The organism is Mesorhizobium sp. P170090, from assembly GCF_057786115.1.
This window is the reverse complement of record NZ_JBYNWH010000001.1, coordinates 3949210-3967604: the sequence shown is the minus strand read 5'-3', so window position 1 is coordinate 3967604 and position 18395 is coordinate 3949210. Positions and strand designations below refer to the sequence as shown.

Genomic DNA, 18395 nt, shown 5'->3' with positions numbered 1-18395 from the left:
CACGGCCGCTCGCTATCTCAGCGCCATGAAAGTCAAAGACGCAGATATTCTGATCGTGCCGGGCTACACCAATTCCGGCCCCCAACACTGGCAGACACGCTGGCAGTCGAAACTGTCGACGGCGCGCCGGGTCGAGCAGGCGGAGTGGTCGAAGCCGGTGCGCGAGGACTGGACGGCGAGCGTGGCGAACGCTGTCAACGAGGCCGAGCGGCCGGTGGTGATCGTTGCCCATTCCCTGGGCGTGGCGGCCGCGGTGCAGGCCATTCCGCAGTTCAGGAAGCCGGTCGCCGGTGCGTTCTTTGTCGCGCCGCCCGACGTCGCCAACCCGGAGATAAGGCCGCGTCACCTGATGACCTTTGGCCCCTATGCACGCGAACCGCTGCCCTTCCCGTCCATCGTCATCGCCAGCCGCAACGATCCGTTCTGCGCCTTCGAGGTTGCCGAGGACATTGCCGGCGCCTGGGGTTCGCTGTTCATCGATGCCGGCGAAACCGGTCACCTCAATGAGGATGCCGGCTTCGGCCCGTGGCCGGAAGGGTCGATGACCTTCGCCAAGTTCCTGACCGACCTCAAGGCCTGACCGGGCAAGGCACCACGCCTCAGCCCTTGATCGAATCGTTCATGCTTTTGATGAGTATCTTTGCGCCGAGCGAAATCAGCGCATGGTCCGAGCCCATCGCCAGCAGCCGGTAGCCCATCGCCACGACGCGGCCGGCAATCGCCGGCTCAACGACGTAGATTGCCGCATGCTTGCCCGCCTTGCGCGTCCGCTCGGCGATGGAGGCGACGGTTTCCATCATGCTTTCCAGCGTCGAATTGACGGTGGCGCCATTCGACCAGGCGATGGAGAAATCCGATGGGCCGAGGAAGATGCCGTCAATGCCCGGCGTGTCGAGGATGCCGTCCAGCGCATCGAGTGCGGCGCGCGTTTCGACCATGGCAAAGGCCATGGTGCGTTGATTGGTGTCGCGCAGCCATTCGGCGTGGTCGCCTTTGCCATGGCGCGGAAAAGCATAGGTCGGGCCCCAGGAGCGCTCGCCCATCGGCGGATATTTCATCGCCGCGGCAAAGAGTTTTGCATCGGCCACCGAATTCACCATCGGTGCAATCACCGCCTCGGCACCGAAATCGAGGGCGCGGCTGGCCATGTCGAAGCGGCCGACCGGAATGCGCACCAGCGCCGGCTTGTTGGCGGCCAGCACCGGCACCAGGCCGCGCAAGACCGAGTCTTCGTGGTGTCCGCCATGCTGCATATCGAGGGTGACGGCGTCAAAACCCTGCTTGGCGATGATTTCGACCGTCAAAGCGTCCGGAACGCCGGACCAGGCGGTGAACAGCGTTTCATCCGCCGCCAGGCGTGACTTCAGGGACATGGGTGCTTTCCTCGTTGGGTAGAGCCTTGTAACAGGCCTACGCACAGTTTCAGCCGGAAAAGGCTGAAAAGGCAAAGAAAAACCGCCCGGCTGGACCGGGCGGTCGATTGGTCCAGCGCTACTCGCTCTAGGTGTTCTTGATCTGCTCGATCGCCTGCGCCATCAGTTCGTCCATGGTGCGGCGGATCTGGTGATCCGACTGGTCGACGCCGGCGGCGTCGAAATCCTTGCGGATCTTGCGGAATACGTCGTGATCGCCGGCTTCCTCGATATCGGAAACCACAACTTCCTTGGCATAGGCGTCGGCGTCAGTGCCGGATTTGCCCAGCTTTTCGGCGGCCCACAGACCGAGCGCCTTGTTGCGGCGTGCGGAAGCCTTGAAGCGAAGTTCTTCGTCGAAGGCGAATTTGCGCTCAAAACCCTCTTCGCGGTCTTTCATGCTGCTCATGGCTTCCCTCCGATGAAATCGATTCGCGTTGGCGATGGATATGTGTGTTGCCGCAGCACAAACCAAAAGGGCGCGGGCCGGTCAATATGCTACATCACTTGCTGCGCTGCGGCATTTCATTCCTGAAAGCGGTCGATGGAAAGGATTTGCCGATTGAGCAAACGCTGTGATTGGGATAGACCCGGCATTGAACCCCACCCGTCGCCGCACCAATTTAGGCAGACGGACAGGAACTGGTCGCTTGCCGCCTGCCCGCAAATCCAGAGAAAAATCAGATGAAAAATCGCCGCCGCATTTATGAAGGCAAGGCCAAGATCCTCTATGAGGGACCGGAACCGGGCACGCTTATCCAGTTCTTCAAAGATGATGCGACCGCATTCAACAAGAAGAAACATGAGGTCATCGACGGCAAGGGTGTGCTCAACAACCGCATTTCCGAGTACATCTTCAACCATCTGAACCGCATGGGCATTCCGACCCACTTCATCCGCCGGCTCAACATGCGCGAGCAGCTGATCAAGGAAGTCGAGATCATTCCGCTCGAAGTGGTGGTGCGCAATGTCGCCGCCGGCTCGCTGTCCAAGCGCCTCGGCATCGAGGAAGGCACCGTTCTGCCGCGTTCGATCATCGAATTCTATTACAAGGCCGATGCGCTCGACGATCCGATGGTGTCGGAAGAGCACATCACCGCTTTCGGCTGGGCAAGCCCGCAGGAGATCGACGACGTCATGGCGCTGGCCATCCGCGTCAACGACTTCCTCTCCGGCCTGTTCATGGGTGTCGGCATCCAGCTCGTGGATTTCAAGATCGAATGCGGCCGCCTGTTCGAGGGCGACATGATGCGCATCGTCGTTGCCGACGAGATCTCGCCGGATTCGTGCCGGCTGTGGGACGTGGCAACGCAGGACAAGCTCGACAAGGACCGTTTCCGCCGCGATATGGGCGGCCTCGTCGAAGCCTATCAGGAAGTTGCCCGCCGCCTTGGCATCATGAACGAGAACGAGCCGCCGCGCCCGACCGGCCCGGTGCTCGTCGCCTCGACCGATGGCCTCAAAGGCAAGCCGCATTAAGTCTTCATTTCTTGACGCAATTCCGGACGGAAAACCGCTTCACACTTTTCCTGGAATTGCTAAGTCTTCGAACAGGAACCTGTCCAGCATGATCAAGGCCCGCATCACCGTCACCCTCAAGAACGGCGTGCTCGACCCGCAGGGAAAAGCCATAGAGCACGCTCTGTCCGGACTGGGGTTCGGCGGCGTCGGCCAGGTGCGGCAGGGCAAGGTCTTCGACCTCGAGCTCTCGGAGACCGACAAGGCCAAGGCTGAAGCCGATCTGAAAGCCATGTGCGACAAGCTGCTGGCGAATACGGTGATCGAGAATTACGCGGTGGAGATCGCTTGATATGAAATCAGCTGTCGTTCTTCTCCCCGGCCTCAACCGCGACCGCGACATGATTGCGGCGCTGACCAAGATTTCCGGGCAGGCGCCGGCGACCGTCTGGCAGACCGACACTGAAATCCCCGATGTCGACCTGATCGCCATTCCCGGCGGCTTCTCCTTCGGCGATTATCTGCGCTGCGGCGCCATTGCCGCGCGGATGCCGGTGATGCGGGCAGTCGCTGAAAAGGCCGCCAAGGGCGTCATGGTCATTGGCGTCTGCAACGGGTTCCAGATTCTGGTCGAGGCCGGCCTGCTGCCCGGCGCGCTGATGCGCAATGCTTCGCTGAAATTCGTTTGCCGTGAGGTGAAGCTGCAGATCGCCAACGCCAACACCATGTTCACCCGCCGCTATCAGCCGGGCCAAATCATCCGCACGCCGGTTGCGCATCATGACGGCAATTATTTCGCCGATGCCGACACGCTTGCGCGCCTCGAGGGCGAAGGACAGGTTGTGTTCCGCTATGCCGAAGGCACCAATCCCAATGGCTCGATCAACGACATTGCCGGCATCATCAGCGAGAAGGGCAATGTGCTCGGCCTGATGCCGCATCCGGAAAACCTGATCGAGGCCGCGCATGGCGGCAGTGACGGCCGGGCGCTGTTCGAAGGCGCACTCGGCATCGCCGCCTGATATCTCTTCGAATTCCTTTCAAAACGCGGGGGCGGTTGACCATGAGACTGACGATTGTTCGCCTAGGTCCCCTGGCTGCTGCCGGCTTGGCGTTGGCGTCCTGCCAGTCCAGCCCGAAGAGCGCGCCGGTCCCCACGGGCAAGAGCGCTTCGCTGCTGGCCATGGAACAGGTAGCGATATCGGCCCACAAATGCTGGATCGCCAGCAAGGATCCCGCCTTCAAATCCTATCAGATGGCCAATGAGCTGAATTCGTTCAGCGGCACGCCCCGCTTCCTGCTGGTGCCGGCCAAGCATTATGGCGGCAAGCCGCTGCTGGTCGTCCAGGCGCAAGGCAATTCCAGCCGCGTCGACGTGTTCGGTCCGCTGATGGACGATCCGCTCGGCGCGCGCATCGGATCCGACATTGCGCGCTGGCAAACGGGCAACCCCTCCTGCAACGCGGCCGCCTGACGCCATGGGCCGCTTCCTGCAGTTTGCGGGATTGATCATCGGTCTGGCCGGGCTTGTCCTGCAAGCGTGCATCACCATCCCGGCATCGATGGAAGCCGGCCGCAGTTTTCTCGGCTCCATCGTCTTTCTGTTCAGCTTCTTCACCATCCTGACCAACATCGGTGCAGTGCTGGTCCATGTCTCGCTGCTGTCGCCTTCGGGCTACGCCTGGCTGCCGGCCTTTGCCGGGCGGCGGATGCGGGCGGGCGTGGCGGCTTCCATCGCCCTGGTCTTCATCGTCTACGCGACAGTTCTGGCGCAGCTCTGGCAGCCGCAGGGGCTGTTCCTGCTCTGTGACGTGCTGCTGCACTATGTGACGCCGGTGCTGTTCGTGCTGTGGTGGCTTGTTGCAGGCGCTGACGGCAGGACACGCTGGAGCGACATTTCGTGGTGGATGGCCTATCCGATCGCCTATCTCGCCTATGCGCTGGCGCGCGCACCGATCGCAGGCGAAGTGCCCTATCCGTTCCTCGACGCCGCCAAGAACGGCGTGGCCAGCGTCGCGCTTGCGGCGCTGGCCGTCACCGGGGTTTTCCTGGTGCTTTGCATCCTCGCCGTGCTTGCCGACAAGGGCGTCTCACGCCTCAGGGCTCCGCGCACCCGTCGTTGACGAACCGGCTCCGGGTCAGTCCCAGAGCCGTCGGATCCCTTCACGGTAGGCGTCGCCACGCGAAACACCGATATCCCTGAGTTGCTCGTCGGTCATTTCGAGCAAAGCCAGGCGGCCGCGACGGCGCTCGATCAGCACGTCGATCCATCGCGCCAGCGATCTGACCACATGCACGATCCGGCCGACAAAGCCTCGCCGGCTGGACGGGCGCTGCCCGACCAATTCAATGTCCGCGCAGCGGATTGTCTCGATTGTATCCATTGTCTTTCTGCCAACCTTGCAAATTGTACCCATCTTGGTACGGTTCTGATATGCATTGACACCCGATCTGGTGCAATATACAGAATTGTCACCATGACAAATTGGCTCCCTGACCTCACCATCGGTTCCGGCCCGCTTTACCAGCGCCTTGCCGACAGCATCGAGTCGGACATCGACAAGGGCGTCATCGATGCCGGGGCAAAATTGCCGCCGCAGCGCGATCTCGCCTATGATATCGGCACGACGGTCGGCACGATCGGCCGAGCCTATCAGCTGCTGCGCGAGCGCGGCCTGGTGAGCGGCGAAGTCGGTCGCGGGACCTATGTGCTGGCGCAGCAATCGGAAGCGTCACCCGAATTCGCCGAGCCTGCCGTGCAAGGCACGCGCTATGTCGATGCGCCGCCCGGCAAGCTGCGTTTCGACAGCACTGCCGCGCCCGACATCGGCCAGGGCGCCATTGTCGCTGACATGCTCTCGCGCACGGTGCAGGATCACCCGCACGAGATTTCGAGCTACACCAGGGATTTTCCGGAGCGCTGGTTCGAGGCCGGCGCCCGCTGGCTGTCGCGCAATTCGTTCCGTCCGGCAGCCGACACCATCGTTCCCACGCTTGGCACACATGCCGCGGTGATGGCGGCGATTGCGGCACTGACCACACCGGGCGACTATGTCGCCTTCGAGCACCTCACCTATTCGCAGATCGCCCGCAGCGCCGGGCTGATCGGGCGGCGCATTGCACTTGTCGCATCGGACGTGGAAGGCATCGATCCCGAGGATTTCGAACGCGTCTGCGCGCAAAAGCACCCGAAGATGATCTTCCTGATGCCGACGGTGCAGAACCCGACCCTGGCGATCCTGTCGGTTTCGCGCCGCGAGGCGATCGCCCGGGTCGCGCGCGCGTACAATGTCATCGTCATCGAGGACGATCTCTATGGCGGCCTGACCGAAGATCCGACGCCGCTCATCGCCGAATATGCACCCGAGCGCACCATTGTCGCCGGCGGTCTGTCGAAATCGGTCGCGGCAGGTGTTCGCGGCGGCTGGCTCTCCTGCCCGCCCGCCTATCGCCATCGCATCCGCGTCGCCCACAAGATGATGACCGGCGGGATGCCGTTCCTGCTGGCGGAGGTGAATGCGCGGCTGGTGCTGTCAGGGCAGGCTGGCGATATCCGCAAACGCAGCATTGCCGAAATTGCCGCCCGCATCGCCATCGTGCGCGAGACACTGGCGGGTTTCGCCTTCAAGTCACACGGCAGCGTGCCCTTCGTCTGGCTGACGCTGCCCGATCCCTGGCTGTCCGGCACGTTCAGGAGCGCATGCCTCGAAAATGGCGTGCTCCTCGACGACGAGGACGAGTTCAAGGCGGGGCGTTCCGAGCAGGTTTTTCACGGCGTGCGTTTCGGCGTCTCGCAGCCAAGGCGGCGCGAGGACATCACCGGCGGCGTCGCGGTGATCCGGCGGCTGCTGGAGGAAGGCCGCGCCGGCTACGACAGTTCGTCCTGACTCGGTCCTCCTGTATCCCGATCTCAGGTTCAGCCCTCTGCCTTGAAGTTTTTGGCTTCCTTTGCGCCCTTGTCCTTGCCGTGCTTCTCGGCCAGGTCCTTGGCCTGCTTGGGCGAAACGTCGGTGGTCTCGGCAATATGCATGGCCTCCTTGTCGGAGAGGCGATTGTCTTTCTTGCCTTGCTTGGTGGCCATGTCGAAATCTCCTGATTGGTTTGAGGCCTAACGGCCGGGATGCCATAGCGTTCCCCAGCGGCTCCCCGCTACCATCGTCGCCCTGTGGTTTTCCGGCGTTTTTCGTCATCCAATGGGGTGTATCACGCCAAAGCTTGCGATATGAGGGGGACTCAAATTCCCCTCTCCCATGGACATCAATCGCCGCCCATGACCATTTCCAATTCCGTGCCGATCACCCCGGAACTCATCGCCGCGCATGGGCTGAAGCCCGACGAATACCAGCGCATCCTCGACCTGGTCGGGCGCGAACCGAGCTTTACCGAACTCGGCATCTTCTCGGCGATGTGGAATGAGCACTGCTCCTACAAATCCTCGAAGAAATGGCTGCGCACGCTGCCGACCACCGGGCCGCAGGTCATCCAGGGTCCGGGCGAGAACGCCGGCGTGGTCGATATCGGCGACGGCGACTGCGTCGTCTTCAAGATGGAGAGCCACAACCATCCCTCCTACATCGAGCCCTACCAGGGTGCGGCGACCGGCGTCGGCGGCATATTGCGCGACGTCTTCACCATGGGCGCGCGGCCGATTGCGGCGATGAACGCTCTGCGCTTCGGCGCACCCGACCATCCCAAGACCAGGCACCTTGTCAGCGGCGTGGTTTCCGGCGTCGGCGGCTACGGCAATGCGTTCGGCGTGCCGACGGTCGGCGGCGAGGTCAATTTCGACGCCCGCTACAATGGCAACATCCTGGTCAACGCCTTTGCCGCGGGCCTTGCCAAGACCGATGCGATCTTCCTGTCGGAAGCCAAGGGCGTCGGCCTGCCGGTCGTCTATCTCGGCGCCAAGACCGGCCGCGACGGTGTCGGCGGCGCCACGATGGCCTCGGCCGAGTTCGACGACAAGATCGACGAGAAGCGCCCGACCGTGCAGGTCGGCGATCCCTTCACCGAAAAATGCCTGCTCGAAGCCTGTCTTGAGCTGATGGCGTCCGGCGCCGTCATCGCCATCCAGGACATGGGTGCGGCCGGCCTCACCTGTTCGGCGGTCGAGATGGGCGCCAAGGGCGACCTCGGCATCGAGCTTCACCTCGACCAGGTGCCGGTGCGCGAAGAGCGCATGAGCGCCTATGAGATGATGCTGTCGGAGAGCCAGGAGCGCATGCTGATGGTGCTGCGCCCCGAGAAGGAAAAGGAAGCCGAGGCGATCTTCCACAAATGGGGCCTCGACTTCGCCATTGTCGGCAAGACCACCGACGATCTGCGCTTCCGCGTCATTCACCAGGGCGACGAGGTCGCCAACCTGCCGATCAAGGACCTTGGCGACAAGGCGCCGGAATATGACCGCCCCTGGGTCGAGCCGAAGAAACCTGCGGCGCTTGCCGCCGGCGATGCGCCGAAGGCCGATGTCGCCGACGCGCTGCTGAAACTGCTCGGCGGGCCGGACCTGTCGTCGCGGCGATGGGTATGGGAGCAATACGACACGCTGATCCAAGGCAATTCGCTGCAGCTTCCGGGCGGCGACGCCGGCGTGGTGCGCGTCGAAGGCCATCCGACCAAGGCGCTCGCCTTCTCCTCCGACGTGACGCCGCGCTATTGCGAGGCCGACCCGTATGAAGGCGGCAAGCAGGCGGTGGCCGAATGCTGGCGCAACCTTACCGCCACCGGCGCGCTGCCGCTGGCGGCGACGGACAACCTCAATTTCGGCAATCCGGAACGGCCCGAGATCATGGGCCAACTGGTCGGCGCGGTGAAAGGCATTGGCGATGCCTGCCGCGCGCTCGGCTTCCCGATCGTGTCGGGCAATGTCTCGCTCTACAATGAAACCAACGGCCAGGGCATCCTGCCGACGCCGACCATCGGCGGCGTCGGGCTGATTGCCGACTGGTCGAAGATGACCCGTATCGGCTTTGCCGCCGAGGGCCAGATGATCCTGCTGGTCGGCGCACCCGCAAGCTGGGGCAGCCATCTCGGCCAGTCCGCCTATTTCAGGGACATCCATGGCCGTACCGACGGGCCGCCGCCATCCGTCGACCTCGCCCATGAAAAGCGCGTCGGCGACCACGTGCGCGCGCTGATCGCGTCGGGCGTCGTGACCGCGGCGCATGACCTTTCCGATGGCGGCTTGGCGATAGCCCTGGCCGAAATGGCGACGGCGTCCGGCATCGGCGCCACCATTCCGGGGCTCGCCGGCACCGACCCGATCCCGGTCTGGTTCGGCGAAGACCAGGGCCGTTACGTCCTGACGCTGTCCGTCGATCCGCAGAGCAAGGAATGGGACGCCATCCGCGAGGAACAGAGCAAGCTCGGCATCTTTGCGCCATGGATCGGCTCGACCGGTGGAAACGAACTGAAGCTCGGCGATGCCAGGGCGATCCCGGTCAGCGAATTGACCGCCGCCCACGAAGGCTGGTTCCCGAACTTCATGGACAAGTCCAGTTGACCAGCCTGGCAGCCCGGACGCTGATCGCAGTCGTCTTCTGGCCGTCGCTGTTCTTCTTCTGGTTCCTCGGGCCGTTCGTCTTTTTCCTGCTGTCGACGACCTCGAGCGAGGTCTGTCCGCTGCTGGAAAAGCGTGACCAGTTCCTTGAGGCGGCCAATGGCACACTGCAGATGCTGGCCTTGCAAAGTCTGATCTATGCGATCCCCATCGTCTGCCTGGTGCTGTGGAGCCGCCTTTTGCCGAACCCGGCGCGCGCAAGGCATGTCGCCATCTGCATCAAGCTATTTGCCATTGCGGTCATTACCGGCGCGCTGTGGGAATACGGGTCATCGCTGATCTGCGACGGCTATGGCCAACCATTCTTTTCGCCCTTGTGGCAGATGACCAGCTATCTCCCGATTATCACCCTGGCGCTCAACATCCCGCTCTATGTCCTGGTGTTCAGCCTTGGCCGGGGGTTCTCGACCCGCGACGACATTACTGAAGATGGTGTGGTTCACCCGCGGCAGGATGGCCCTTAGACACTGCGTCGCCGACAGAACGGCTTCAACCCGGACCAGAAAGGCTTTAGGCTGCCGTCCGAGTCACTCGTGCCTAGCCGCCCAGAACAGGATTTTGCCATGGCAATGGATGCCCACGACATCGAAAAACTGATCAAGGACGGCATTCCGGACGCCAAGGTGACGATCCGCGACCTCGCCGGTGACGGCGATCACTATGCAGCCGAAGTGGTGGCCGAAAGCTTCCGCGGAAAGAGCCGCGTCCAGCAGCACCAGATGGTCTATGATGCGCTGAAGGGCAATATGGGCGGCGTGCTGCACGCGCTGGCGTTGCAGACCAGTGTGCCGGACTGACGCCAGGCTGGCCTAGCGCGTCGGCGGCTGGCTTGCCAACACGGCAATGATCGGCCCTGCCGGATATCTTCCGCCGACAATCATCCTGTCGCCATCCGACAGCGCGGAGACCGCGCCGTCGAGGAACAGCGCGTTGCGGCATTGTAGCGCGTCGCGGAACAGCCGCGCAAAGCTGCCGAAACTGACCTCCGACCGCGAGATCGCCAGCACGACGGTGTTTTCGTCACGCACCCCGACGCCGTTCCTGATGTAGCGCGAGGTGCCATTCGCCTCGAAGCGCGGATGTAGCACGCCATCGATCACCAGCATCGGGCCAGACTGCGTGGCGAAGGCAACATCGGGTTTGGCGACGGCATAGGCGTTGCTTTCCATGACAGCCGCCTTGCCGTCATTGCCCACCAGAAAGACGCCGTTCGGTTTCAGGAAGAAATTGCCTTCGCCGTCGGCAAGATTGAGCCGTGACTTTTCGCTGCCGTTCTCGACCAGCAGGCCGACCGGCGACAAATCCTCGTGATACATGCCGCCATTCATGGCGAGCAGCACCGGCCTCCCCTCGCCCGCAACCGCCTTGTCGAAGGCTTCGAGCGAACCAAAAGGCTTGCCATCGGCGCCGGCGTGGAAAACACCGATGCTGTCGGCGCGAAGATCGATCTCGCAGACGACATAGGTCACCGCCTCGAAGGCGACATTCCGGCAAGGCGCGGGCAGGTCACCGCCAATGACCAGCGGCGGCGGCTCCGGGCGTCTCGGCCACCAGACAACGGCAATCGCCGCCAGCAGGATGGCGATCGGAAGGGCGGCGCCATATCGTCTTTTCATCATGTTCCGAAGGCTGCAATCGGCTCGGATGCTTGGCCCAAGACAGGCGATCCTTTGCGCCATTTCCGCGACGGCGGCGCAAACATCTTGTTTCGGCCCATCTATGGGTTTATTTGATGGCTATGCTTCGAGCCTGACTCCCACAGGCGTGAAAGGATATCTCATGAGCGGCATCAACGACTACATCGACAGCGAAGTGAAGGGCAACGACGTCGTCCTTTTCATGAAGGGCACGCCCGGTTTTCCGCAGTGCGGCTTTTCCGGCCAGGTCGTCCAGATTCTCGATTACATCGGAGCCGACTACAAGGGCGTCGACGTGCTGACCTCGGCCGAACTGCGCCAAGGCATCAAGGAATATTCGAACTGGCCGACGATCCCGCAGCTTTACGTCAAGGGCGAATTCGTCGGCGGCTGCGACATCATCCGCGAAATGTTCCAGGCGGGCGAGCTGCAGACGTTGCTCGTCGACAAGGGCGTCAGCGTCAAAGCGACAGCCTGATTCTGAGTTGAGACCGGGCAGCCCCGCCCCGGCAAAATGTTACCTCCCCCTATCGGAGTGAGGACGAACTTATGCGCCGGCATGCCGGCGCATATTCGTTTTGAAGATCGGACCCGCCGTGGACCAGCCAGCAAAAGCGCCGCAACAGGCACGCAAATTGCCTATTCCGCGCTGGGAATTCATCGCGCTGTGCGCGGCACTGATGGCGTTGAACTCGCTGGCCATCGACATCATGCTGCCGGCACTGCAGCAAATCGGCGCCACGCTTGGCGTTGAGAATGAAAACCACCGCCAGTATGTGATCACCGCCTATATATTGGGCTTCGGTGGCGGACAGCTTTTCTTCGGACCGATCTCGGACCGGTTCGGGCGCCGCGCGCCGCTCGTTGCCGGGCTGGCGATCTATGTCGTGGCGGCGGCAGCTGCCGCCATCGCCCCGTCATTCGCCGTCCTGCTGCTGTGCCGGCTGGTGCAAGGCATCGGTGCGGCGGCGACCCGCGTCATCGCCGTCTCGATCGTGCGCGACACGTTCGACGGTCGGCGCATGGCCGAGGTGATGTCTCTGATCTTCATGGTGTTCATGGCCATCCCGGTGATCGCGCCTGGGATCGGCCAGGTCATCATGCTGTTCGCAACATGGCACTGGATCTTCGTCACCATGGCCGTCGGGGCGCTGATCGTGTCGGCGTGGTCGCTGCTGCGGCTGCCGGAGACGCTGCATCCGGAGTACCGCCGGCCGCTGACAGTCTCATCCGTCGTCGGTGGTTTCCGCATCGTGCTCACCAACCGCATGGCGCTTTGCTACGCCTTTGCCAGCACCTTCATTTTCGCCGCCATGTTCGGCTTCATCGCCTCCGCACAGCAGATCTATGTCGACATTTTTCATGTCGGCGAATTGTTTCCTGTCATCTTCGCGGGTGTCGCCGGCGTTCTCGCTTTTTCGAACTACCTCAACTCGCGCCTGGTCGGCCGCATCGGCATGCGCCGCCTGTCGCAGAGCGCACTGCTGTTGTTCCTGGTGATCAGCCTTGCCTGGCTCACCGTTTCGCTTCAAATGAAGATGCCACTCTGGCTGTTCATCACCTTCTTCGCCAGCGCGATGCTCCCGTTCGGCGCGCTCGGCGCCAATTTCAACGCGCTCGCGATGGAGCCGCTCGGCCAACTGGCGGGCACCGCGTCGTCCATCCTGGGCTTCATGCAGACTTTTCTCGGCGGCATCCTCGGCACGCTGATCGGCCAGGCCTTCAACGGCACGGTGACGCCGCTTGCCGCCGGCTTCTGCAGCGTCTCGGTCGCGGCCCTGCTGATGATCCTGATCGCCGAGCGCGGCAAGATGTTCCAGCCGCACAACCCACCCATTTCAGGGCACGTCACCGACCTGCATTGAGCAACTGTTCTGCGCTACGAGTTTTATTTGTCTCAGACCGCAGCCACCTTCAAGCGACGCGTTTCAGGATGCGCCGCCAATCACTGCCGTGAAACGAGGGAACAGCGGGCGCCCTGCGATGGCGCCACCCATGCTGTCCGAAAGAGGCATCGGCAGAGCCTTGTCGAGAGCTTCGAGCACGGATGACACAAAGACCCGGTTGAGCGAGGCATCATCTCCCATATGGGAGAAAGTGGCGCGCGGTTTGCCCATCAGCGTGCCGTTTTTGCGAATTGAGAAACTCAGCGTCAGGGTCATGCCAGCACTTCCAGGCGGCGGCTGCCAACAGGCAAAGATCGCGGAAAACATCTCGTCTATGGTATCGACGGGATCGCGACTGCCGCACGCGCGTTCCTGCGATCTTGCCTCAGTGGCGCCAGCGGCGGCCAAGGCAAGTGCAAGCGCCGTTGCAACAATTGCGGACCGATGTTTCATTTCGCAGCTTCCGACTTCGCGAGAGATTGGACACTATAACAGAGCCAATATACTTGACGAAAGCCTCTACCAGCAGTTGGACCGATTATTGCGCCCAGAGTTCCCTGCGCAACTCCTGCCAGCTTTCCTTGTCCGGGGCGACAAGAATGCCGCCGTCGATATGCGAGGGCAGATAGGCGCTGCCGTCGATCCGCGCGGTGTAGCCGCCGGCCTCGGCGTGGATCAGCACACCGACCAGATGGTCCCACGGCATCAGTTTGTTGTAGACGACGAAATGGGCATGGCCGCTGGCCAGAAGACGGTATTCATGTGCCGCGCAGCGATAGCCGAACTGCGATAGGGTCTTGGTCTGGTTGCGCGCCAAGAGCGAGCGTTGCGGTTCCGCCAGATATTGCCAGGAGACGGAGCCGGTCATCTGCGAGATCGGCACGGCATCGGCGACATGCACCGTCTCCAGCGCGCCATGCGCATGGCGGATATGGCTGCCGGCGCCCTTGGCGCCGATCAGCCAGTCCCGGCCTACGGGGTCATGGATGATACCGGCGACGGTTTCGCCCTTGACGACGACGCTCAGCATGACGCCGAAGAGCGGCACGCCGGAGGCGAAGTTGAAGGTGCCGTCGACCGGGTCGACGACGAAGGCGAGGTCGGCATCACCGAGCCCCTGAAGCAGCGCCGGATTGTCGGAACAGGCTTCCTCGCCGACGATCATCGCCGTAGGATAGCGCTCGCGCAGCCTGGCCGTGATCAGCCGCTCGGCGTTGATGTCGGCCTCGGTCACCAGGTCGGCAGCCGAGGTCTTCTGTCTGATGTCGCCCTCGCCCAGCCGGCGAAAGCGTGGCATGATTTCGGCCCTGGCTGCATCGGCGAGAAGCTCGGCCAGCCAGTCGATCGCTTGGTCATCAAATATCATCGGAAATGTCTTGTCCTGTGCTGAGGCTGCCATTGAGGGCGGCAAAGTCGAACAGCTTTCTGTCGAGCAGATGCGACGGCCTGGTGTTGGACAGCGCGCGCAGCATCGTGTCCTTGCGGCCCGGCATGCGCTTTTCCATATCGTCCAGCATCGCCTTCATGGCGTTGCGCTGCAGGCCTTCCTGGCTGCCGCAGAGATCGCAGGGAATGATCGGGAATTTCATCGCGGCGGCGAATTTCTCCAGATCGACCTCGGCGCAGTAGCTCAGCGGCCGCAGCACCATGACGTCACCGTCGTCATTGAGCAGCTTTGGCGGCATGGCGGCAAGGCGGCCGCCATGGAATAGATTCATGAAGAAGGTTTCGAGAATGTCCTCACGGTGGTGGCCGAGCACCAGCGCCGAACAGCCCTCCTCGCGCGCGATGCGATAGAGATGGCCGCGCCGCAGCCGCGAGCACAGCGAGCAATAGGTGCTGCCCTGAGGCAGCTTGTCGGTGACCACCGAATAGGTGTCCTGATACTCGATGCGATGGGGAATGCGATGCGCATCGAGGTAATCGGGCAAAATGTGCTTCGGGAAATTCGGCTGGCCCTGGTCGAGATTGCAGGCCAGCAGCTCGACCGGCAGCAGCCCGCGCCATTTGAGATCGAGCAGCACGGCCAGCAGGCCGTAGGAATCCTTGCCGCCGGACAAGGCCACCAGCCAGCGGTCGCCGGGCCTCGCCATGGCGAAATCCTCGACCGCCTGGCGGGTCAACCGCAACAGCCGCTTACGCAGTTTGTTGAACTCGACCGATGACGGCACGTCGGCAAACAGGGGATGGAAGCCGCCTTCAGCAATCGGTTCAACTGTTTCGATGTCTGCCAGCATGTTCATGGCTTGTCGCTTTCCATAGCCGAGAGTGCCGGATTAGCGGACATGGCCGACAAAGAAAAGGCCGCCTCGACGGGCGGCCCTTTCCGGTATCGCAGAAAAGGGATCGATCAGCGCGAATAGAATTCGACGACCAGGTTCGGCTCCATCTGCACGGCGAACGGAACGTCGGCCAGGCCGGGGATGCGCGAGAAGGTCGCGACCATCTTGTTGTGATCGACTTCGATATAGTCCGGCACGTCGCGCTCGGCGAGGCCGACCGCTTCCAGCACGATGACCAGCTGCTTCGACTTTTCGCGCACTTCGACGACGTCGCCCGGCTTGCAACGGTACGAGCCGATGTTGACGCGCTTGCCGTTGACGTTGACGTGGCCGTGGTTGACGAACTGGCGAGCCGCGAAAATGGTCGGCACGAACTTGGAGCGGTAGACGACCGCGTCGAGACGCGACTCGAGCAGGCCGATCAGGTTCTCGGAGGTGTCGCCCTTGCGGCGATCAGCCTCTTCATAGACTTTGCGGAACTGCTTTTCGGAGACATCACCATAGTGACCCTTCAGCTTCTGCTTGGCGCGCAGCTGCAGGCCGAAATCGGAAAGCTTGCCCTTGCGGCGCTGGCCGTGCTGGCCGGGGCCGTATTCACGCTTGTTGACCGGGGACTTCGGGCGGCCCCAGATGTTTTCGCCGAGACGGCGGTCGATCTTGTACTTCGCGGATTCGCGCTTGCTCATCGCATTCCCTTTCAAAACAAACCACCCGGAGCCTCATGGTCCGGGTGAAGGAAACGCGCCCTCCTCTGGCCTCCGTTTTCGAGGCCTGACAGGGTTTTCCCACGCAACGCGGCGGAAAACCCACGGGACACGTCAGTCTAGACAAAACCCAGGAAACGATAAACCTGCTTTCCCAGGCTGCCATGCAAAAGAAACAACCGGGCATTGCGGCCCGGTGTTGGTGCGCTCGTTAAACGGAGATTTGAGCAGAGTCAAGCGCGTCGCTGGCGCTGGGCCCGGCAACCATATCACGTCTTTGGCGTTGAGTGCCGTGCCGGATGCGGCGGGAGGTTGTTGCGCCGACGGCATTTAGGAAGGGACTGGAGCCAAAGGAGCCCGAAGTCGCATGAAGAAGTTTTTCCTCTCGTTGGTCGGTGCAGCCGTCCTGGCCGGGACGATGTCGATCGCCGTGCCCGAGCCAGCGATGGCCAAGCATTGGCAGGGCCACAAGCATCGTCAGACCTGCCATGTCGTGGTGAAGAAGAAGGTCATCTGGCGGCATGGCCACAAGAAGGTCATCCGCTACAAGGTGAAGCGCTGCTGGTGACGTCAGGAGTTTCGGGCTTGGCTTGAAACCACGGGCTTGGCCTGAATTCGAAGAAGCCCGTGGTTTCGGCCACGGGCTTTGTTTATCGACGCGGTTCAAGGTTTCAGTCTGCCGGTTTCTTCTCCGGCAGGCCTTTGCGCTTGGTCTCTGCGAATTCCTCGAGCTGTTTTTCGCTCATCGAATTGTACATCGACTTCGACGCGCCTTGAAGCTCGCTCTTCCTGATCTCGCCGCGCTTGGCCGACAGGGCTGCGCCAGCGGCCTTTTGCTGTGCTTTTGAGGTTGCAGGCATATCGGCTCCTCCTTTGCTGCCAGAGGAAGAAACGTTGCGCTCCGGCGACGGTTCCAGCGCTGGCGGTCAACTTCCGTTCCGCGCTCATGCCAGCCCATGGTCGGCCGGCACTGCCGGCAAAACCACCTTCCCGTGCCCGCAACGCCGGTGTAGGACGGCGCCATGAAATCGTTGAACGATCCCTCGCAGGCACTCGCTACCGGCCTCGCGAAAATCCGCACCGAGTTCCATGTGCCGGAGGGATTTCCCCCTGATGTAATGGCCATGGCACAGACGGCGGCCAGGCGCGTGCCCGACCAGCATGCCGACCGCACGGCGATGCCTTTCGTGACGCTCGATCCCGCGGCTTCCACCGATCTTGACCAAGCGTTTTCGATCGAAGCGAGCGGTAGCGACCTTCTGTTGCACTATGCGATTGCCGACGTAGCCTGGTTCGTCGCGGACGGCGACGCGGTGGATCGCGAAGCCTGGGCGCGGGGCGAAACCCTGTATTTGCCGGACGGCAAGGCCGGGCTCTATCCCCGGGTCATTGCCGAGGGCGCCGCGAGCTTGCTGCCCGGCGCTCCGCGTCCGGCTGTCATCTTCACGGTCCGGATTGCCGAGGACGGAGCGGTAAGGCTGGATGGCGCGGAGCGGGCAATCATTCAAAGCCGCGCCAAGCTCGCCTATGACAGCGTGCAGGCCGCCGACGTCCCAGTCGGCTTCGCCGAAATCGCGCGGCGCATGGCGGCGGCCGAAGACCGTCGCGGCGCTTCGCGCGTCGACCCGCCCGAGCAGGAGGTGGAACAGCTTGCCGATGGCACGTTCCAGCTTGCGTTCAGACCGCTGCTGCAATCCGAGCAAGACAACGCAGCACTTTCGCTGGCCGCCAACATGGCGATTGCCGACGCCATGCTGGCACACCGGACCGGCTTGTTCCGCGTGATGGCGCCGCCCGATGCTTCCAAAGTACAAAGACTGCGCAGCGCGGCACGGGCCTTAGGCCTGTCCTGGCCTCCTTCGATCAGCCTGTCCGACTATCAGCGAACCCTCGATCCGACCAACATGCAACAGGCAGCGCTGATGCTGGAAATCCGCCGCGCCGGCTCCGGCGCGTCCTACCAACCCTATGAGGAAGGCGTTGTCCCCTGGCACGAGGCGATGGCCGCGACCTATGCCCACGCCACTGCGCCCCTGAGGCGGCTGGCCGATCGCTACGTCGTGCGCTGCGTGCTGGCCATCGCCAACGGCCAGCCGGTGCCGCAAGCCGTTACCGAGGCGTTTTCCAGACTGCCGAAGGTGATGGGCCGCGCAGGCGCCCGCGCCTCGCAGATCAACCACGCGGCCATCGACCTTGCCGAGGCGGTGATGCTGAGGGGGCGCGTGGGTGAAACATTCAAGGCCGTCGTCACCGACGTCGGTGATCAGCGTGTGCGCGTTCAGCTCTCGGACATGCCTGTCGTTGCGAATGTGAAGGCCTCGGGGTTCAGGCAGGGCGATGGCCTGACGCTAAGGCTTGTTTCGGCCGATCCGGATCGGCGCGTCATTGTCTTCGAGCCTGCCTAAAGCGCGTCGGCGACGCGCTTTAGTTTTTTCGTTTTATGCATGTCGTTGTCCC

25 protein-coding genes are annotated in these 18395 nt (G+C 62.6%); 15 read left to right on the top strand and 10 right to left on the bottom strand.

Annotated elements, in window-relative coordinates; genetic code table 11:
• The first annotated feature begins 25 nt into the window (after positions 1–25).
• Complete coding sequence (locus AC3EML_RS19175) at positions 26–580, top strand: RBBP9/YdeN family alpha/beta hydrolase (protein WP_023694132.1); 555 nt, start codon at positions 26–28, stop codon at positions 578–580.
• A 19-nt stretch (positions 581–599) separates the two neighbouring features.
• On the opposite strand, the gene AC3EML_RS19170 is transcribed toward AC3EML_RS19175, so the two are convergent.
• Entirely contained in the window at positions 600–1373 is a 774-nt protein-coding gene (locus AC3EML_RS19170) for an HpcH/HpaI aldolase family protein (protein ID WP_023669090.1), read from the bottom strand.
• Between the two features lie 127 nt (positions 1374–1500).
• Positions 1501–1821 carry a DUF1476 domain-containing protein gene (locus AC3EML_RS19165; protein WP_023669091.1) on the bottom strand — a complete coding sequence of 107 codons (321 nt, stop codon included), beginning with the start codon at positions 1819–1821 and terminating at the stop codon, positions 1501–1503.
• Between the two features lie 47 nt (positions 1822–1868).
• Here AC3EML_RS19165 and AC3EML_RS19160 point away from each other — a divergent pair, with 47 nt between their 5' ends.
• The 6 genes from AC3EML_RS19160 to AC3EML_RS19135 all read left to right on the top strand — a co-directional run bounded on the left by AC3EML_RS19160 (position 1869) and on the right by AC3EML_RS19135 (position 4993).
• Positions 1869–1991, top strand: coding sequence for a hypothetical protein (locus AC3EML_RS19160; RefSeq protein WP_280790911.1), 123 nt, complete (start codon positions 1869–1871; stop codon positions 1989–1991).
• Positions 1992–2096: 105 nt separating this feature from the next.
• Positions 2097–2891 (top strand): phosphoribosylaminoimidazolesuccinocarboxamide synthase, encoded by a 795-nt coding sequence (gene purC, locus AC3EML_RS19155; protein ID WP_013532127.1) that lies wholly within the window; start codon positions 2097–2099, stop codon positions 2889–2891.
• Positions 2892–2979: 88 nt separating this feature from the next.
• Positions 2980–3222: a phosphoribosylformylglycinamidine synthase subunit PurS gene (gene purS / locus AC3EML_RS19150; RefSeq protein ID WP_023669092.1), complete on the top strand. Its 243-nt coding sequence runs from the start codon at positions 2980–2982 to the stop codon at positions 3220–3222.
• 1 nt (position 3223) lies between these two features.
• A complete protein-coding gene (purQ, locus tag AC3EML_RS19145) occupies positions 3224–3892 on the top strand; it encodes a phosphoribosylformylglycinamidine synthase subunit PurQ (protein WP_023684888.1) in 669 nt (222 codons plus the stop codon).
• A gap of 41 nt (positions 3893–3933) precedes the next feature.
• Complete coding sequence (locus AC3EML_RS19140; RefSeq protein ID WP_023669094.1) at positions 3934–4344, top strand: hypothetical protein; 411 nt, start codon at positions 3934–3936, stop codon at positions 4342–4344.
• Positions 4345–4348: 4 nt separating this feature from the next.
• A complete protein-coding gene (locus AC3EML_RS19135) occupies positions 4349–4993 on the top strand; it encodes a Pr6Pr family membrane protein (protein ID WP_352520554.1) in 645 nt (214 codons plus the stop codon).
• Between the two features lie 15 nt (positions 4994–5008).
• On the opposite strand, the gene AC3EML_RS19130 is transcribed toward AC3EML_RS19135, so the two are convergent.
• Positions 5009–5254, bottom strand: coding sequence for a DUF1127 domain-containing protein (locus AC3EML_RS19130; protein WP_352520260.1), 246 nt, complete (start codon positions 5252–5254; stop codon positions 5009–5011).
• A 93-nt stretch (positions 5255–5347) separates the two neighbouring features.
• On the opposite strand from AC3EML_RS19130, the gene AC3EML_RS19125 reads away from it, so the two are divergent.
• Positions 5348–6757 (top strand): aminotransferase-like domain-containing protein, encoded by a 1410-nt coding sequence (locus tag AC3EML_RS19125; RefSeq protein WP_352444707.1) that lies wholly within the window; start codon positions 5348–5350, stop codon positions 6755–6757.
• Positions 6758–6786: 29 nt separating this feature from the next.
• Here AC3EML_RS19125 and AC3EML_RS19120 read toward each other — a convergent pair whose 3' ends face one another.
• Positions 6787–6951, bottom strand: coding sequence for a hypothetical protein (locus AC3EML_RS19120; protein WP_023669098.1), 165 nt, complete (start codon positions 6949–6951; stop codon positions 6787–6789).
• Positions 6952–7140: 189 nt separating this feature from the next.
• Between AC3EML_RS19120 and purL the strand changes: the two genes are divergently transcribed.
• The 3 genes from purL (at position 7141) to AC3EML_RS19105 (ending at position 10226) form a co-directional block, all read left to right on the top strand.
• The gene (purL, locus tag AC3EML_RS19115; RefSeq protein ID WP_352520259.1) at positions 7141–9372 is read left to right on the top strand and encodes a phosphoribosylformylglycinamidine synthase subunit PurL; all 2232 of its coding nucleotides are present in this window, start codon (positions 7141–7143) and stop codon (positions 9370–9372) included.
• The gene (locus AC3EML_RS19110; protein ID WP_352520257.1) at positions 9369–9893 is read left to right on the top strand and encodes a hypothetical protein; all 525 of its coding nucleotides are present in this window, start codon (positions 9369–9371) and stop codon (positions 9891–9893) included. Before purL ends, AC3EML_RS19110 begins: the two co-directional genes overlap by 4 nt.
• 99 nt (positions 9894–9992) lie before the next feature.
• Positions 9993–10226: a BolA/IbaG family iron-sulfur metabolism protein gene (locus tag AC3EML_RS19105; protein ID WP_010909092.1), complete on the top strand. Its 234-nt coding sequence runs from the start codon at positions 9993–9995 to the stop codon at positions 10224–10226.
• A gap of 12 nt (positions 10227–10238) precedes the next feature.
• Here AC3EML_RS19105 and AC3EML_RS19100 read toward each other — a convergent pair whose 3' ends face one another.
• Entirely contained in the window at positions 10239–11045 is an 807-nt protein-coding gene (locus AC3EML_RS19100; protein ID WP_488505292.1) for a phosphodiester glycosidase family protein, read from the bottom strand.
• 163 nt (positions 11046–11208) lie between these two features.
• Between AC3EML_RS19100 and grxD the strand changes: the two genes are divergently transcribed.
• The gene (gene grxD / locus AC3EML_RS19095; RefSeq protein ID WP_023669102.1) at positions 11209–11544 is read left to right on the top strand and encodes a Grx4 family monothiol glutaredoxin; all 336 of its coding nucleotides are present in this window, start codon (positions 11209–11211) and stop codon (positions 11542–11544) included.
• 118 nt (positions 11545–11662) lie between these two features.
• Positions 11663–12931, top strand: coding sequence for a multidrug effflux MFS transporter (locus tag AC3EML_RS19090; RefSeq protein ID WP_023697568.1), 1269 nt, complete (start codon positions 11663–11665; stop codon positions 12929–12931).
• 63 nt (positions 12932–12994) lie between these two features.
• Here AC3EML_RS19090 and AC3EML_RS19085 read toward each other — a convergent pair whose 3' ends face one another.
• The 4 genes from AC3EML_RS19085 to rpsD form a co-directional block, all read right to left on the bottom strand.
• Positions 12995–13405, bottom strand: coding sequence for a hypothetical protein (locus AC3EML_RS19085; RefSeq protein WP_023669104.1), 411 nt, complete (start codon positions 13403–13405; stop codon positions 12995–12997).
• Positions 13406–13490: 85 nt separating this feature from the next.
• Complete coding sequence (locus AC3EML_RS19080; protein WP_023684879.1) at positions 13491–14318, bottom strand: inositol monophosphatase family protein; 828 nt, start codon at positions 14316–14318, stop codon at positions 13491–13493.
• Positions 14308–15195, bottom strand: coding sequence for a tRNA 2-thiocytidine(32) synthetase TtcA (gene ttcA / locus AC3EML_RS19075; protein ID WP_023750764.1), 888 nt, complete (start codon positions 15193–15195; stop codon positions 14308–14310). Before ttcA ends, AC3EML_RS19080 begins: the two co-directional genes overlap by 11 nt.
• 107 nt (positions 15196–15302) lie before the next feature.
• On the bottom strand, positions 15303–15920 hold the full coding sequence (rpsD, locus tag AC3EML_RS19070; RefSeq protein WP_023669107.1) for a 30S ribosomal protein S4: 618 nt from the start codon (positions 15918–15920) through the stop codon (positions 15303–15305).
• 385 nt (positions 15921–16305) lie between these two features.
• Between rpsD and AC3EML_RS19065 the strand changes: the two genes are divergently transcribed.
• Entirely contained in the window at positions 16306–16506 is a 201-nt protein-coding gene (locus tag AC3EML_RS19065; protein ID WP_023690200.1) for a hypothetical protein, read from the top strand.
• A gap of 103 nt (positions 16507–16609) precedes the next feature.
• Here AC3EML_RS19065 and AC3EML_RS19060 read toward each other — a convergent pair whose 3' ends face one another.
• Complete coding sequence (locus tag AC3EML_RS19060; RefSeq protein ID WP_352520255.1) at positions 16610–16798, bottom strand: DUF3008 family protein; 189 nt, start codon at positions 16796–16798, stop codon at positions 16610–16612.
• A gap of 162 nt (positions 16799–16960) precedes the next feature.
• Here AC3EML_RS19060 and AC3EML_RS19055 point away from each other — a divergent pair, with 162 nt between their 5' ends.
• Complete coding sequence (locus AC3EML_RS19055) at positions 16961–18343, top strand: RNB domain-containing ribonuclease (protein WP_352520254.1); 1383 nt, start codon at positions 16961–16963, stop codon at positions 18341–18343.
• Positions 18344–18395 lie beyond the last annotated feature (52 nt).

Bases quoted from the DNA above. Each gene is read 5' to 3' on its own strand.
- AC3EML_RS19175 (WP_023694132.1), top strand. From the start codon at position 26: ATGAAAGTCAAAGACGCAGATATTCTGATCGTGCCGGGCTACACCAAT.
- AC3EML_RS19170 (WP_023669090.1), bottom strand. From the start codon at position 1,373: ATGTCCCTGAAGTCACGCCTGGCGGCGGATGAAACGCTGTTCACCGCC.
- AC3EML_RS19165 (WP_023669091.1), bottom strand. From the start codon at position 1,821: ATGAGCAGCATGAAAGACCGCGAAGAGGGTTTTGAGCGCAAATTCGCC.
- purC (WP_013532127.1), top strand. From the start codon at position 2,097: ATGAAAAATCGCCGCCGCATTTATGAAGGCAAGGCCAAGATCCTCTAT.
- purS (WP_023669092.1), top strand. From the start codon at position 2,980: ATGATCAAGGCCCGCATCACCGTCACCCTCAAGAACGGCGTGCTCGAC.
- purQ (WP_023684888.1), top strand. From the start codon at position 3,224: ATGAAATCAGCTGTCGTTCTTCTCCCCGGCCTCAACCGCGACCGCGAC.
- AC3EML_RS19140 (WP_023669094.1), top strand. From the start codon at position 3,934: ATGAGACTGACGATTGTTCGCCTAGGTCCCCTGGCTGCTGCCGGCTTG.
- AC3EML_RS19135 (WP_352520554.1), top strand. From the start codon at position 4,349: ATGGGCCGCTTCCTGCAGTTTGCGGGATTGATCATCGGTCTGGCCGGG.
- AC3EML_RS19130 (WP_352520260.1), bottom strand. From the start codon at position 5,254: ATGGATACAATCGAGACAATCCGCTGCGCGGACATTGAATTGGTCGGG.
- AC3EML_RS19125 (WP_352444707.1), top strand. From the start codon at position 5,348: ATGACAAATTGGCTCCCTGACCTCACCATCGGTTCCGGCCCGCTTTAC.
- AC3EML_RS19120 (WP_023669098.1), bottom strand. From the start codon at position 6,951: ATGGCCACCAAGCAAGGCAAGAAAGACAATCGCCTCTCCGACAAGGAG.
- purL (WP_352520259.1), top strand. From the start codon at position 7,141: ATGACCATTTCCAATTCCGTGCCGATCACCCCGGAACTCATCGCCGCG.
- AC3EML_RS19105 (WP_010909092.1), top strand. From the start codon at position 9,993: ATGGCAATGGATGCCCACGACATCGAAAAACTGATCAAGGACGGCATT.
- AC3EML_RS19100 (WP_488505292.1), bottom strand. From the start codon at position 11,045: ATGAAAAGACGATATGGCGCCGCCCTTCCGATCGCCATCCTGCTGGCG.
- grxD (WP_023669102.1), top strand. From the start codon at position 11,209: ATGAGCGGCATCAACGACTACATCGACAGCGAAGTGAAGGGCAACGAC.
- AC3EML_RS19085 (WP_023669104.1), bottom strand. From the start codon at position 13,405: ATGAAACATCGGTCCGCAATTGTTGCAACGGCGCTTGCACTTGCCTTG.
- AC3EML_RS19080 (WP_023684879.1), bottom strand. From the start codon at position 14,318: ATGATATTTGATGACCAAGCGATCGACTGGCTGGCCGAGCTTCTCGCC.
- ttcA (WP_023750764.1), bottom strand. From the start codon at position 15,195: ATGAACATGCTGGCAGACATCGAAACAGTTGAACCGATTGCTGAAGGC.
- rpsD (WP_023669107.1), bottom strand. From the start codon at position 15,920: ATGAGCAAGCGCGAATCCGCGAAGTACAAGATCGACCGCCGTCTCGGC.
- AC3EML_RS19065 (WP_023690200.1), top strand. From the start codon at position 16,306: ATGAAGAAGTTTTTCCTCTCGTTGGTCGGTGCAGCCGTCCTGGCCGGG.
- AC3EML_RS19060 (WP_352520255.1), bottom strand. From the start codon at position 16,798: ATGCCTGCAACCTCAAAAGCACAGCAAAAGGCCGCTGGCGCAGCCCTG.
- AC3EML_RS19055 (WP_352520254.1), top strand. From the start codon at position 16,961: ATGAAATCGTTGAACGATCCCTCGCAGGCACTCGCTACCGGCCTCGCG.